At 68.0% G+C, this 13,698-nt stretch carries 11 protein-coding genes and 3 pseudogenes; 11 read left to right on the forward strand and 3 right to left on the reverse strand.

Annotated features, from left to right (window positions below; all coding sequences use genetic code 11):
• Positions 1–49 precede the first annotated feature (49 nt).
• Positions 50–604, forward strand: coding sequence for a phosphatase PAP2 family protein (locus GRC12_RS00685; protein ID WP_208776620.1), 555 nt, complete (start codon positions 50–52; stop codon positions 602–604).
• 184 nt (positions 605–788) lie between these two features.
• On the opposite strand, the gene mscL is transcribed toward GRC12_RS00685, so the two are convergent.
• Positions 789–1,232, reverse strand: coding sequence for a large conductance mechanosensitive channel protein MscL (mscL, locus tag GRC12_RS00690; protein ID WP_208776621.1), 444 nt, complete (start codon positions 1,230–1,232; stop codon positions 789–791).
• A 713-nt stretch (positions 1,233–1,945) separates the two neighbouring features.
• On the opposite strand from mscL, the gene GRC12_RS00695 reads away from it, so the two are divergent.
• A complete protein-coding gene (locus GRC12_RS00695; protein WP_208776622.1) occupies positions 1,946–2,584 on the forward strand; it encodes a maleylpyruvate isomerase N-terminal domain-containing protein in 639 nt (212 codons plus the stop codon).
• 209 nt (positions 2,585–2,793) lie between these two features.
• Positions 2,794–3,210 carry a nuclear transport factor 2 family protein gene (locus GRC12_RS00700; protein ID WP_208776623.1) on the forward strand — a complete coding sequence of 139 codons (417 nt, stop codon included), beginning with the start codon at positions 2,794–2,796 and terminating at the stop codon, positions 3,208–3,210.
• A 21-nt stretch (positions 3,211–3,231) separates the two neighbouring features.
• Here the strand turns inward: GRC12_RS00700 and GRC12_RS00705 are convergent, their stop codons facing one another.
• Positions 3,232–4,002, reverse strand: coding sequence for a transposase (locus GRC12_RS00705; protein WP_208776624.1), 771 nt, complete (start codon positions 4,000–4,002; stop codon positions 3,232–3,234).
• Positions 4,003–5,046: 1,044 nt separating this feature from the next.
• Between GRC12_RS00705 and GRC12_RS00710 the strand changes: the two genes are divergently transcribed.
• The 8 genes and pseudogenes from GRC12_RS00710 to GRC12_RS46855 form a co-directional block, all read left to right on the forward strand.
• Positions 5,047–8,154 (forward strand): ATP-binding protein, encoded by a 3,108-nt coding sequence (locus GRC12_RS00710; RefSeq protein ID WP_308286432.1) that lies wholly within the window; start codon positions 5,047–5,049, stop codon positions 8,152–8,154.
• 205 nt (positions 8,155–8,359) lie between these two features.
• Positions 8,360–9,151, forward strand: coding sequence for an alpha/beta hydrolase (locus tag GRC12_RS00715; RefSeq protein ID WP_208776626.1), 792 nt, complete (start codon positions 8,360–8,362; stop codon positions 9,149–9,151).
• A 229-nt stretch (positions 9,152–9,380) separates the two neighbouring features.
• On the forward strand, positions 9,381–9,851 hold the full coding sequence (locus GRC12_RS00720) for an alcohol dehydrogenase catalytic domain-containing protein (RefSeq protein ID WP_208776627.1): 471 nt from the start codon (positions 9,381–9,383) through the stop codon (positions 9,849–9,851).
• A gap of 71 nt (positions 9,852–9,922) precedes the next feature.
• The gene (locus tag GRC12_RS00725; RefSeq protein WP_208776628.1) at positions 9,923–10,747 is read left to right on the forward strand and encodes an alpha/beta fold hydrolase; all 825 of its coding nucleotides are present in this window, start codon (positions 9,923–9,925) and stop codon (positions 10,745–10,747) included.
• Positions 10,748–10,875: 128 nt separating this feature from the next.
• Positions 10,876–11,040: pseudogene (locus GRC12_RS47095) on the forward strand (type 1 glutamine amidotransferase domain-containing protein); the annotation flags it as partial.
• 85 nt (positions 11,041–11,125) lie between these two features.
• Positions 11,126–11,556, forward strand: a pseudogene (locus GRC12_RS00735) (transposase family protein); the annotation flags it as partial.
• A gap of 71 nt (positions 11,557–11,627) precedes the next feature.
• On the forward strand, positions 11,628–12,038 hold the full coding sequence (locus GRC12_RS00740) for a VOC family protein (protein WP_208776629.1): 411 nt from the start codon (positions 11,628–11,630) through the stop codon (positions 12,036–12,038).
• A 163-nt stretch (positions 12,039–12,201) separates the two neighbouring features.
• Positions 12,202–12,390 (forward strand): annotated as a pseudogene (locus GRC12_RS46855) (hypothetical protein); the annotation flags it as partial.
• Here GRC12_RS46855 and GRC12_RS00745 read toward each other — a convergent pair.
• Positions 12,371–13,612 carry an outer membrane protein assembly factor BamB family protein gene (locus tag GRC12_RS00745; RefSeq protein ID WP_368861479.1) on the reverse strand — a complete coding sequence of 414 codons (1,242 nt, stop codon included), beginning with the start codon at positions 13,610–13,612 and terminating at the stop codon, positions 12,371–12,373. The pseudogene GRC12_RS46855 and the gene GRC12_RS00745 overlap by 20 nt on opposite strands.
• Positions 13,613–13,698: the final 86 nt, after the last annotated feature.

A 13,698-nucleotide genomic window follows, 5' to 3' on the forward strand; every position in this document is an offset into this window, starting at 1 on the left:
CCCGGTGATCTTGGGTGTAGGGCGGTGACCTCGGGATACCTGCCCTTTCATGAGGCTTGTGGCGCAGTTGCGTGACGTGGAGCGGTCGCTGACCAAGGCGGCGGCCTGCCGTATTCCGCCTCCGGCCGGGAAGGTGCTCTCGGCGGTGGAGGAGAGCGCCGAGAGCACGAAGCTGTGGTGCGCTGCTGCGGCTGTGATGGCAGGGGCGGGCGGCAGGCGCGGCCGTACGGCGGCTGCCGCCGGCCTGGGTGCCCTGGCGGTGGCGCAGCTCGTGTCGAACGGCCTGTGCAAGCAGCTGGCCGACCGCCCGCGGCCGCCGAAGACGTGGTTTCCTCACGACGAGGTCGAGGACCGTCCCGACTCCTCTTCCTTCCCCTCCGGTCACACCGCCGCCGCGGTGGCCTTCACCGCCGCGGTGACCCCCGTCTGGCCACCCGCCGGTGTGGCTTGTGCCCTGCCTGCCGCCATGGTGGCGCTGGAACGGGTGCAAAGTGGCGCGCACTACCCGAGTGACGTCGCCGTCGGCACGGGCATCGGGCTGGCCAGCGCTTGGCTCACCCGCAGTGCCCCGCGCCTGATCCTGCGGCACTGGCTGGCCGGCTGACGGGCGGGAGGCATCTTCGGACCGAGCAGGACGGCGAAAGGGGCGGCATAGATGTCGTACCTGTGAGGCTCCATCAAGCGCTATTTGGTGGCGATGCACTGCAGTGCCGGCCTCCTCGGGCAGCCCGGCCAAGCGTTGAGTTCCGAGAATGTCAGGTTTTGTCGCCGGTCGATCAGGGGGCCGGTCACCCGGCCCGCTGGGTTGTCTCCCCGGCCTGGGCGGGTACCGCGGGCAGGGGGACGGTGCAGGAGGCGCAGCGTCGGGCCTGGGCCGGGACGGGGCTGAGGCACTCGGGGCAGTCCCGCTTGGGGGCTTGGACGTCGTTGTGGGGAGCGAGGCGTTCGTGCAGCTTGTTGATCGGGAGTACGACGAGGAAGTACAGGGCGCTGGCGAGGAGAAGGAAGCTGATCGCCGCGTTGATGAAGGCCCCGTAGGGGAACTTGGTGGCGCCCACTGTGAAGGTCTTGCGGGTCATGTCGCCGGTGGCACCGCTGGCCAGCCCCACGAGCGGGGTCAAAAAGGCGCGGACGAATCCGTTGACGACGGCGGTGAACGCCGCTCCGATGACGATGCCGACCGCCAGGTCGACCACGTTGCCGCGCAGGATGAAGCTGCGGAAGCCCTTCACCTTCTCACTCCTTCAAGGCCCAAGACATAGGCGGGCGGCACTCGGGCCCCTTTCCGCGGATGCCCTGCCACGTCTCACCCATTCCTGCGGGGCGGCGGCACCAAGGTCAGCCGAAGAGATCACCGTCTTCGCCGGTCCGTCGACGCCCCTGCCAAAGCATCCGGGTCCTCGCCTTGGACAATGAACAGCTGCGATGCGAACTCGCGCGCGCGGCACCGTCACCGGTGTCCCAGCCGCGCGGGAAGGCTCCTACGAGCGACGAAGCCCTGCAGTCCTTTGGCTCGTTAAACAAGATCGTCCGGGTTAGGTATGTGTCAACCTGGTATGCGGCGATCAACATGGAGAAGGCTCCAATGCCGACGGCGCCTTCGACCCGGGAGCGGAAGTAGACCAGGCTCGCGTCGGCCACGATGATGCACAACTGCTCAAGACGGTCCAGCCACTTCTCAGACCGGCCCCGAGAAACGTTGCTTGAGCAAAGGTGTTGGCAACACGGGTCGCAGCCCGTTGCTCCATGTTTCACCGCTGACCTCAGGCAAGCCCTGGCAAACGGCTGCCTGCCGGATCGGCGCCAAGTGCGCGTGGTCTTCCCGATCTCTACGGTGATTCGTGGGTCCTCAGCGGCGCGGGACGAGGCGAGTGGTGTCCGGAATGAATCACCTGTTCGCGATGTTGACCGCTGAGGCAATCGCCGACGGCAGGGGGATGAGAAGGTGACGCAGGTCAGAGAGCTCTACCTGAGCGTGGCGGAATCCGTGGGGAGGCTGCTGGCAGAGCCGGCTGTCGCAGGCGGCTGGCACCAGCCCTCCGCGTTGGCGAAGCTCAGCGTCCGTGGGCTTGCGGGCCACCTGGCCGGGCAGGTCTTCTTCATTCCCGCAGTGCTGGCCGAGCCAGAACCTTCCGAGCCCGCCATCTCGATCCACGAGTACTACCGGCGCGTGAGTTGGATCGGCTCCGACATCGACACGCCGTTCAATCAGAGCATCCGATCCGGCGGAGAGAACGAGGCGGCCGATGGTCCCGCCGCACTGGCCGCGCGGGTCGCCACATCCGTCGACGACCTGCGCGGCACCTTGCCGGCCGCGCGGGATCGACTCGTCCGCCGCCCGACCTGGGGGCCGTGGTCGATCAGTCTCGACGACTTCATCACCAGCCGGACCCTCGAGCTGATCGTCCACTCCGACGACCTTGCGTACAGCGTCGGGCTGCCCACACCCGAGTTCCCGGCCCTGGCCGTTGAGACAGTCGTGGACCTGCTGTCGCGGATCGCACTGCGACGCCATGGGGCGAATGATGTGCTGCGCGCACTGAGCCGCGCCGAACGCGCACCGGCTTCCATCTCGGCTCTCTAAGGGCTGTCCCGTAAGCCGTGCATCGGCTGACGGTGACAGGGTGCAGGTGGAAAAGTCGGTGGCAGGCTGACCGTCGGTAAGAGACGATCACGAAGTGCACGGCCCTGCTCTTGCCGGACGCGCCTGGACGCGTTGAGCGGTGTGGTGCCGTGCAGACGTCGGATCGATGCTCGGCCGGGCCTTTCCACGCCGGGCCGGAGAGGACGCGTGTGTCGCTCGCTCTTGAAGATCGCTTGGCCATCACCGAACTGGTCTCGTTGCACGGTCACCTCGTTGACGACGGAAGCCTTGGCCGGTTGGAGGAGTTGTTCACCGCCGATGTGGTCTACGACCTCACCGACTTCGGCCAGGAGCCGCTGTCCGGGGTAGCAGCCATCCGAGAAGCGGCATGGGCGCTGGGAGCGGACAACCCTGTCGCACATCACGTCACCAACGTCGTCGTCACGGCGTCGGCGGACGGCCGGGTGCAGGTCCGTTCGAAGGGTCTGGGAATCAAGGCGGACGGCTCATGCGGTTCCGTCTCATACGACAACACCGTCGTGCGCACCCCTGACGGCTGGCGGATCAGCCATCGCAGGGTGTCGCCACGCCGAACTCCCTTGGGCGGGCTGACAAAGCCCAGCTGACCAGGCACTTCCCGCCTGGTCCTAACCGGTGAGGACGACATTGTGCAGGCGGGCGATGCCGAGCATGGCGTGGTGGACACCGTCGCCCTTCAGGCGGCAGTCGCGAAGGATCTTCCAGGTCTTCATGCGGGCGAAGACGTGCTCGACACGGGCGCGGACTTTGCGGTGGGAGGCGTTGTAATCTTCCTTCCATGCGGGAAGTTCGTCCTGGCCGCGCTCGCGGCGGTGCGGGATGACCAGGCCCGTGCCCCGGTATCCACCGTCGGCGATGACAACGGCCTTCCCGACAGCGGCCTTGGCTCCGGACAGTTCCCATGCCTTGCAGTCGTTCCGGTTGCCGGGCAGGGGCCGGCCGACGGCGACGACGAGCCAGGTATCGGCGTCAATGACGACCTGGTGGTTGGTGGAGTACCGATAGTTCTTCGACTGCTCGGCGACCGTGTGGTCTCGGGTGGGGACCAGGGTGCCGTCGACGATCAGCACGGTCTCCTTGCGGAACCGCTTGCGCTGCCGCAGAGCGAGTAACGGCCCGAGATGACCGATGATCCGGGAGGCAGCCGACTTGGACACACCGAACAGCGGGCCGAGCTGCCGCAGCGTCAGGTTCGTCCGCCAGTACGCGGTGACCAGCAAGACCCGGTCGTGCAGCGGCAGGCTCCACGGCCGGCCCTTGCAGGCCGAGTCCGCGCCTTCGCGCCGCAGGGCGGTGACCAGCTTGCCGAACTGCCGCGGGCTCAGCCCAGTGAACGGGGCTATCCAGGACGGCTCCGACGCCGTGATCAGACCAGGCACGACAAGATCATGTCGCCAAGATCAGCCGTTACGGGACAGCCCTTAGGCATGTATCGGTCAGCACCTGCCCGCTCGTCGATCTTGGGGTCGGCCAGGGGCCAGGTGACCGGCAGCCCGGCTGGAGTGCACACCAGGTGCAGCTTCAGACCCCATCAACTCCGCCGGGCCGTGGGGTTGTTCGTCTACGCGATCATCGCCGGATCCCAGCGACGCATGCGGCGCCGGCTGGAGCATGAGGCCCCCCGAGCGGTTCAAGCTCCGCATGTGGGGTTATCCGCACCTGAGATGGATCACCTGGCAGGCATCCTGTTCGTGGTCGGCTCCATGTTGCTGGTCCCACCAACGCCGTGCCGCCCCTGCCCGGGCCGTACACATAGGCGGCGACCACCGCGCCCGCCCCGAAGTACGCGCCCTGCACGCATCCGGTGAGGAAGCGGCAGACGATGAGCAGCGCGATGTTCGCCGCCGGGGGAGAGCAGGTTGTCCGTCAGGAGCAGCCCCCGTCAGGCCGCGCAGGAGCGTACGCCGGTTGACCGGCGCGGGCAGGAGGGTGATCGCGGGTGAGCCGATCACGACGAGAACGGCAGGATGATGCCGTTGTTGCCGAACTCACCCGCGCCGATGCAAACGGGCCCAGGGCCAGCGCGAAAACGACGCGTCCTCTTTGCCGGACCGGTGTGGTGGCAGCGGTGTGGCGGCCTTCCTCGGTCCTGCATTGTTGTTCCTAGGCCTTTTCATGCATAAACGGAATCGTCGCCACCGAGAGTGGACAGACAATCGACGAAGAATGCGGCTTCTGCTTGCACCGGCCCCGGGTGAACGAATCCCCGGAATGGATCGCCGCGTGTAAACTCTTGGCTGCGCATGCCGTGAGCAGATGTGATCCACTCAGTAAGCAACCTGGACCGGATGTATTCGGGGGCCATGAGCGTGGCTGAGTCAATGCGTCCCGTCCCGTTCGGTGAACAGGCTCGGCCGGATGACGGCCTTTCCCTGCGGCTGCAGATCCTCGGCCCGTTGCGGCTCTGGCGCGATGGTGTCGAAGTGCAGGTGGGACCGCGTCAGCAGGCTTTTCTGTTCGCTCTCCTCCTCGCCCGTGAGGGACAGCCGGTCAGCACGTCGGATCTGATCGACCTGATGTGGGACGAAGACGTGCCGGCCAGCGCCCTGAACGTCCTCCACAAATACGTCGGCGCGCTGCGGCGCCTGCTCGAACCAGAACTCCCGGCCCGCGACAGCGGCTCGTTCCTCCACCGCAGCGGCAGCGGATATCTGTTCTCGGCGGGGCCCGGCATGCTCGACCTGGTCACCTTTCGTCAGCATGTCGCGACGGCCCGGACGGCTTCGGCCCAGCAGCACCACGAGGCGGCGCTCGCCGACTACGTGGAAGCACTCGCCCTGTGGCATGGTTCCGCGGGTGACGGTCTGAACAGCGGCCCCACCGCGCTATCCGTCTTCGCCGGCCTCGATGCCGAGTTCTACGAGGCGTGCACGGCAGCGGCCGAACTGGCGACGGCCCTGGTCCGCCCGGAGCGAGTGCTGCCGGCGCTGCACCTGGCCGCCTCGATGGCGCCCCTGCACGAACCCGTCCAAGCCGGCCTCATCACCACCCTCGCCGCCGCTGGCCGGCAAGCAGAAGCACTGTCGGTGTTCGCTACGGTCCGTGATCGTCTCGGCGAAGACCTGGGCATCGACCCCGGGCCGGTGCTGCAGGCCGCACACCAACGGGTGCTGACACAGACGCCGTCGCCGGCCGTGACGGATGCGCACAGCGACGTCAGCCGCCCACGGCCGAGCACGGTCGGCACCTTGGTCGGGCGGGCCAAGGAACTCTCCTTGCTGCGGCAGAGCCGGGACGCCGCGCTCACCCGGGGCACAGCGATCAGCATCATCGAGGGCGAACCGGGTGTGGGCAAGACCCGGCTGCTGGAAGAGGGCACCGCCGAGGCAGCCCGGCGCGGAGCGCTGATCGTGTGGGGCCGCTGCCTGGAGGGCGACGGTGCGCCCTCGATGTGGCCGTGGGTGCAGGCCATCGGCACGATTCTCGACGCCCTGTCCCCGCCTGCCCGGGAGCAGTGGCACGCCGGTGAGCTCGGACATCTCGTCGAGCCTCGCGGCGGCGTGCTGGCCGCACCGGTGCTGCCGGACAGCGGTTTCCGCTTCCGGCTTTTCGAACGGGTGGTCGCCGTCATCGGCCAGGTGTCCGCCCAGCGGCCGGTCGTGCTCGTGATCGACGATCTGCAGTGGGCGGACGGCACGTCGCTGGAGCTGTTCGGGCACCTGGCCGCCCGGCTGCCGACCGGCACTGCCGTTCTCGGCGCCCTGCGCGACCGTGCTCCCGCACCCGGCTCGGAACTGTCCCGTCTGCTGGCCGCGGTCAGCAGGGTGCCCGGTCACCGCCGGTTCCGGCTCGGCCCGCTCACCCAGGACGACGTGGCCGAACTGGTCCGACGCGAGATGGGCCATGATCCCGGGGCGGGCGTGGCCCGCAGCATCCACACGCGGACCGCGGGCAACCCCTTCTTCGTGCGGGAACTGTCCCGGCTGCTCGCCGACGGCGGGGTGCTCACCGACGACGCCGCGGCCCGGGCGGGGGTTCCGACCACCGTGCGGGACGTCGTCCTCGACCGGATGGCCGACCTGGACGGCGATGCCAGAGATCTGTTGCAGATCGCCGCCCTCATCGGCCGCGATGTCGATCTCGACCTGCTCGTCCGGGTGGCAGGTGGGGGAGTCGAGAGCTGCCTCGAGCAACTCGAGCCCGTGAAGGCCCTGGGCATGATCGAGCCGACACCGGAGAATCCCTTCCTGTTCCGGTTCGCCCACGACGTGGTCCGTGAGTCGGTCTCCACGACAACGCCGCCGTCGCGGGCGAGCCGGCTGCATCTGCGGGTCGCTGACGCTCTGGAAGCGACCGAATCCGACCGCGAGTTGACCGCCGAACGTCTGGCGCACCACTTGTGGGCGGCCGGTCCGCTGGCCGATCCGGCCCGGACGGCTGCCGCCCTGGTGCACGCGGGGCGGCGGGCAGCGGGCAAGTCCGCCCTCGACGTCGCCGAGCGTCAGCTGCGGCAGGCCGCGCACGTGGCGCGGACGGCCGGCCTCGAGGACCTGGAGCTGACGGCTCTGTCGCAGCTCACCGCCGTGGTCGGGATGCGGTCGATGTACGGCTTCTCGTCGCGGGACCTGCTCGAGCGCGCCGAGCATCTGGCGCGCCGCCTCGGCCGTGAAGTAGAGGCGGCCGGTTTCCTGTTCTCCCGCTGGTCCTCCCACGCCCAGGCCATCGAACTCGACCGCAGCGGGCCCCTCGCGCGTCAGCTGCTGGAACAGGCCGAGGCGTCCACCGACCCGTTCGTGCTCGGGTGCGGTCTGCAGGCCTGGGGGATTCACCAGTGGGACATCGGCAACATCGGCGAGGCGTTCCGATACCTCAGCCGCTCCCGGGACATCGTCCTCAACCTCACCCAGCGCGAGAAGGATCCGGTCCAGCACGACCTCCAGTTGCTCATGACAGGGATGCTCGCGGAGGTGACCGCGCTGCACGGTGACGTAGCGTCGGCGCGGGTCCTGCTCGACGGGTTGGAGGAGGTGGCGGGCGCCGACCCGTACATGATCACGATCTGGGCCACCATGTCCGCGCGGACCGCAGCGATCATCGGTGACCCCGACCAGGCACTCCGCGCGACGCAGCGGGGACTCGCCGTGGACCCTGACTTCTCTTTCGTCTTTCTCGGCACCTACCAGAGACTGGCCCACTGCTGGGCCCGGGCCATGACCGGCGAGGACCCGGCCGGGGCCGCGGCGGAGGCTCAGCGGATCATCGTGGCGAACCTGCTGAACCCGCCACGTTCCAGCGTGGCCACGTTTTACGGGCTGCTCGGTGAAATGTGGCTGGCGGACGGAGCGTTGACCAAAGCCGCCGCCGCTCTCGACCGGGCTGACCTCTACCTGGACACCTGTGGCCAGCGCCACCCGGAGGGCCTGATCCTGCTGCTGCGAGCACAGCTGCTGCAAGCCAGTGGGGAGCCCGTCGCCGTGGTCCGCGCGGCCGCCGAAAGGGCGCGGGCCTTGTCCACAGAGCGCGAGGCCCACCTGTTCGCCCACCGCGCCGAAAGGTTCCTGGCGGACCTTGAGGACTCCGCCGACACATGACGGCACCCGCCTCCGCTGTGCTCAGGCGGTCTGTGGCGCGTCAGTGAGTGTCCACTCGTCGTCAACAGGACCCGTCTACGGTCAACGGAACGTCTGCGGGTGCGGGCGGCCGTGGACCATGGCCGCCGGGCGCTGCCGTACCGGCACGGCTCAGGCCGCGGCGATGCGCGGATCATGCGTCAATCTCTGAAGGCGAGGTCGCTCGATGAACACTCCGGTGGTCTTCATTCACGGACTTTGGATCCATGCGCTTTCCTGGCACCCCTGGCAGGACCTGTTCGGCGAGCGAGGCCATGAGACCCTTGCACCCGGCTGGCCCGGTGAGGCCGATTCCGTCGAGGCCAGCCGGGCCGATCCCGGCCCCACAGCCCGGCTCGGCGTCGACGAGATCACCGACGCCTACGCGAAGACCCTGGCGACTCTGGGGGCGCCGCCCATCGTGGTCGGTCATTCCTTCGGTGGGCTGATCGCGCAGAAGTTGCTCAGCCGCGGCCAGGCCGCCGCGGCGGTGGCGATCTCACCTGCGCCGATCAAAGGGATCCGGGTCCTGCCGCTGAGCCTGCTGCGCTCCAGCCTGCCCGTCCTGTCCCGGCCGGGCAACAAACGCAAAGCCGTCGCCCTGACCGAGAAACAGTTCGCCTACGCGTTCGGCAACGCGCTGCCGCGGTCGGAGTCCGACGAACTGTATCGCCGCTGGGCCATCCCGAGTCCGGGCCGTCCGCTCTTCGAGGCATCGTCGGCCAACTTCACCAGGAACGCGCCCACCGCCATCGACACGGGCCGGGGTGACCGCGGTCCGCTGCTGCTTGTTGCGGCAGGCAAGGACCACACCGTGCCCGCCGTCGTCGTCCGGGCGGCCCACCGGCTCTACGCCGGCTCCGGCTCCGTCACCGAGATCGTCACCTACGCCGATCGCGGGCACAGCGCGCCGTTCGACCACGGCTGGCGCGAACTCGCCGACGACACCCTCGCCTGGCTTGCCCGCCAAGCCCTGTAGCCAGCCGGAGGTGGAGGTGCCGTCGGTTGCGAGCGCCGGGCGAAGCCGTTGAGGCGCCGGACTTGCGCCCTCGTACTCGGCCTGATCCGGAATCCACAACGTGTCCACTTTTCATCCATCGGTGCTCCGTAGCTTCGGTCGGGACAGGGAGGACAGGGACACCACAGATCGCAAGCACTGCGGTTCATTCCGCGCCCGGGAAGTCAAGGACGCACGGAAGGAGTCGGCCATGGCAACGATGAAGGCGGCAGTGGTCCCTGAGGCCAACGCGCCCTGGGTGCTGCAGGACGTTGCGATGCCGACGGCGGGGCCGCACCAGGTCCTCGTCAGGATCCATGCCTGCGGGGTGTGCTACACCGACGCACTGCTGGCGCAAGGGGTGCTCACTCTCCGCCCGTTCCCCATGGTGCTCGGGCACGAAGGCGTCGGTGAAGTGGTCGCCGTCGGCTCCGGTGTGACGTCACGTCAGGTGGGCGACCGGGTCGGGCTTCCCATCATGCAAAAGCCCTGCGGAAGGTGCGCGTTCTGCAAGGAACGGCACGCGGACAGCTTCGTGACGGCCAACAACTGTGTCGCACCTGTCCTGACGAGAGTCAACGTCGACGGCGGCCATGCCGAATACATCGCCGCCGACGAGCAGGGCACGGTCCTCCTGACCGACGCACTGTCCTACGAGTTCCGAGCTGTCGTGAAGTACTGAGCTGCCGTGCGAGGCAGCGACCCCAATCATCCCAAGGCCGTCCAAAGGGGCGTCCGCGAGGGAGGTACACCATGAACACGATCACAGTCACAGACGGTACAGAGATCTTCTTCAAGGACTGGGGCTCCGGCCAGCCGATCGTCTTCAGCCACGGCTGGCCGCTGTCGGCCGACGACTGGGACAACCAGATGCTGTTCTTCCTGCACCACGGTTATCGCGTCATCGCCCACGACCGGCGCGGACACGGCAGGTCCACGCAGGTCGGCAGCGGTCACGACATGGACCACTACGCCGACGATCTGGCCGCGCTGACCGAGCACCTGGACCTGCGGGACGCCATCCATGTCGGCCATTCCGCCGGCGGCGGCGAGGTGACGCGCTACGTCGGCCGCCACGGCGAGGGCCGGGTGGCGAAGGTGGTGCTGATCAGCTCGGTGACACCGTCTCAGTTCCTGTCGGACGCCAACCCCGACGGTCTGCCACAGGAGGCCTTCGACGGTCTGCAGGCCGGCATCGCAGCCAACCGCTCCGAGTTCTACCGGAACGTCGCCTCCGGCCCGTTCTACGGCTTCAACCGGCCAGGCGTCGAACCGTCCGAGGCGGTCATCCAGAACTGGTGGCGCCAGGGCATGATGGGTGCCGCGAACGCCCAGTACGACAACGTCTTCGCTTTCGCGCAGGAGGACTACACCGAGGACCTCAAGAAGATCAGCGTGCCGGTCCTGGTGATGCACGGCGACGACGACCAGATCGTTCCCTACGCCGCCACGGCGCCCCGGGCAGTCGAACTGCTGAAGAACGGAACACTCAAGACGTACGCCGGCTTCCCGCACGGTATGCCGACCACGCAGGCCGACACGATCAACGCCGACCTGCTGGAGTTCATCCGGTCCTGACCGCCGTGGGCGTCCCCCGGGACACGACCCAGGAGACAGGAGAGGGCACATAAAGGTCCCGCAACGAGCCACAGTTCCAGACCGACCAGACCCGCCGGTTCGAGGCCGACGCCCGGGCCCAGGTCCAACCGGACACCACCGTGCGGCTGGACTCGGTGTCCGTCGACGACTTCGACGCGGTGTTCTACCCGGGCGGGCACGGGCCGCTGTGGGACCTCACCGAGAACCCGACGTCGATCGCGCTGATCGAAAGGGCCGTCGGGTCGGGCACCCCACTGGCGCTGGTGTGCCACGGCCCCGGTGCGATGCGGCACTGCCGGACCCCGGACGGCACGCCGCCCTTGGTGGCAGGCCGCAGGGTCACCGGCTTCACCTACAGCACCCACATTCGCCGAACCTGTGGCCGCGTCGATGAAGGCGTAACTGATCCTCGACGGCACGCTTCTGCCCATCGACCGGATCGCCGCCGACCGGCCCTTCTGCTCGGACAAACACAAAAGGCACGGGATGAACGTGCAGCTAACGCCGACCCGAAGGGCCCTTTGCTGTGGGCCTCACCGGCCCTGCCCGGAGCCGTCCACGACGTCCAGGCGGCACGTGAGCACGGCATCATCGATGCTCTCGCCAGGGCGGGCATCAAGTGCTGGGCCGACAAGGGCCACCAGGGTGCCGGCGGCACGGTCCGCACTCCTTGCCGCGGCCGTAGGAACAGCTTCTCCGCAGGCCACCAGGAGGTCAACCGATCTCGTGCGAAGATCCGGGCACTCGTCGAGCAGGCCGTCGCCACTCTCAAGTCCTGGCGGCTCCTCTGCCGGGAGCAGCCCACCATGAGGATCAGGTCTCGTAGCAGGTCTGATCGATCTCGTGGCAAGATCACGGGATGCTACGACTAACCGACTTCATCATTGATTGCCCGGACACGATGAAGCTGGCAGCCTTCTACTCCGAGGTGGTGGGGCTTCCGGTAAAGGAGGGCAGCAACGAGCACTGGGCCGGTATCCGGCTCGGCGAGGTCGAACTGGCCTTCATCGAGGTGAAGGACTACCGCGCCCCGCAGTGGCCCGACAGCGAGCACCCCAAGCAGTTCCACCTCGACTTCGAAGTCGACGACATGGAGGCCGAACAGCGCCGCGTCCTGGACCTCGGCGCGACGCTCCAACGGGACTGCATCGACCCCGACGGCTACGGCTTCCGCGTCTACACAGACCCCGTCGGCCACCCCTTCTGCCTCTGCCGGAACAAGGGTGTCACCTGGACCGCTCAGGGGCCTGTCTGGCCCGAGCCCGCCTAGGACTGTCCGCTAACGTCGGCCTGCAGGCATCCGGGATTCACACAGGCGCGAACGAGTGTTGAGAGACTCCAGCAACGGGATCTTGCGGAACGTTGGGGCCAGCATAGCGAGTGAGATCCCTGCCGGGGCCACTCACGTGGAGAAGTGGCAGCTGGACCTGGGCATGATCGACGAAGCCCGCACCTGTGGCGTCGACGTCGCCCTGGTCGTCCCCGAGCCGGATACAACGACCCACTCCTTCCCCCTGGGCCTGGAGGAACGCAAACGCGCCTACGCAGTCGGCATCTCCTCCCGGCTCAGTGCTCACCCCGAACAGGCGCAGCCGGTTCTGGTCAGGCGCGGACAGCCAGTAGGCCCCCGTTCTGGAGGCCGAAGTACAGGACGCCGTCGGCCACCGCCGGGGTGGAGAAGATGGGGCTGCCGGTCTGCGCCGTCCACTGTTCGTCGCCCGAGAGCGCGTCCAGCGCCCAGATGCGGCCGTCGTTGGTTCCGATGTACAACGTGCCGTTGGCCACCAGCGGAGCCCATCGCACCCAGACCCCCACCCTGCGTCTCCACCGGCTCTCGCCGGAGGCCGCGTCGACCGCCCACAGATACCCGTCGGTGGTGCCGAAGTAGACGATGCCGTCGGCCACGGCCGGGGTGGACTTCACCCATCGGCCGGCCGGGAGCTTCCACCGGACCTGACCTGTCGCCGCGTCCACTGCCCACAGGTGCCGGTCGGCGCTGCCGACGTAGAGGGTTGCTTCGGCCGCCACCGGCGAGGACCACAGCCCGCTCAGTGTCTTCAACCGCCACCGTACCTGGCCGGAAACGGTGTCCAGCGCCCACAGAAAGCCGTCGTTGCTGCCGACGTACACCGAGTTCCCCACCATGGCCGGCGAGGAGCGCACGCCTTTGCCGACGCCGACCTGCCACCGGCCCTGGCCGGTAGCGGCGTCGACCGCCCGGAAGTAACCGTCGTTGCTGCCGAAGAGGACCATGCCGTCTGCCACCACTGGTGTGGACCGCACCAGGCCGGCCGTTGGGAACCTCCACCGCTCCTGACCCGAGGCGGCGTCCACCGCCCACAGGTTCTTGTCCCAACTGCCGATGTACACCGTGCCGTTGACGACGGCTGGGGAGGCCGCCACCACGCCGCCGGTCCTGCAGCGCCAGCGTTCCTTGCCGGACACGGCGTCGACGGCCCACAGCAGGTGGTTCCAGGTGCCGACGTAGACAGTGCCGTCGACCACGACTGGTGATGATTCCTTCACGGCTCCGCCGGTATCCAGCTGCCAGCGCAAGGCGCCGCGTCGCTGCCCTTCTTCCCGCCCCTTGCGGTCACCGTCGGTGGCTCGGGCGGGACCCAGGACGTACGGTTTAACGGAAACCGGCAGGTAGGCGAAGTAGCCGATGACCTCGATCGCGTTGAACAGCCCCAGCGGCACGACGACCAGCACCCACCACGGGGTCAACTGACCCATGACGACTGCTATCAGTGCAGCGATACAGCCCAGTCCTGAGCAACTGGCCACAAAAAGCTCGACAGTTCCCTTGGCGCGAAGGCCTCGAAGCAGCATGACCGACAACATATGATCATCCGGCGGCTGAATTAGCCAACTTTACGGAAAAGATCAGCGGCGGAAACCTGCGCGGATGCCCTTACTCACAGAGCACT

Source organism: Streptomyces griseorubiginosus (genome assembly GCF_017614965.1).
Classification (GTDB): Bacteria; Actinomycetota; Actinomycetes; order Streptomycetales; family Streptomycetaceae; genus Streptomyces; species Streptomyces griseorubiginosus_B.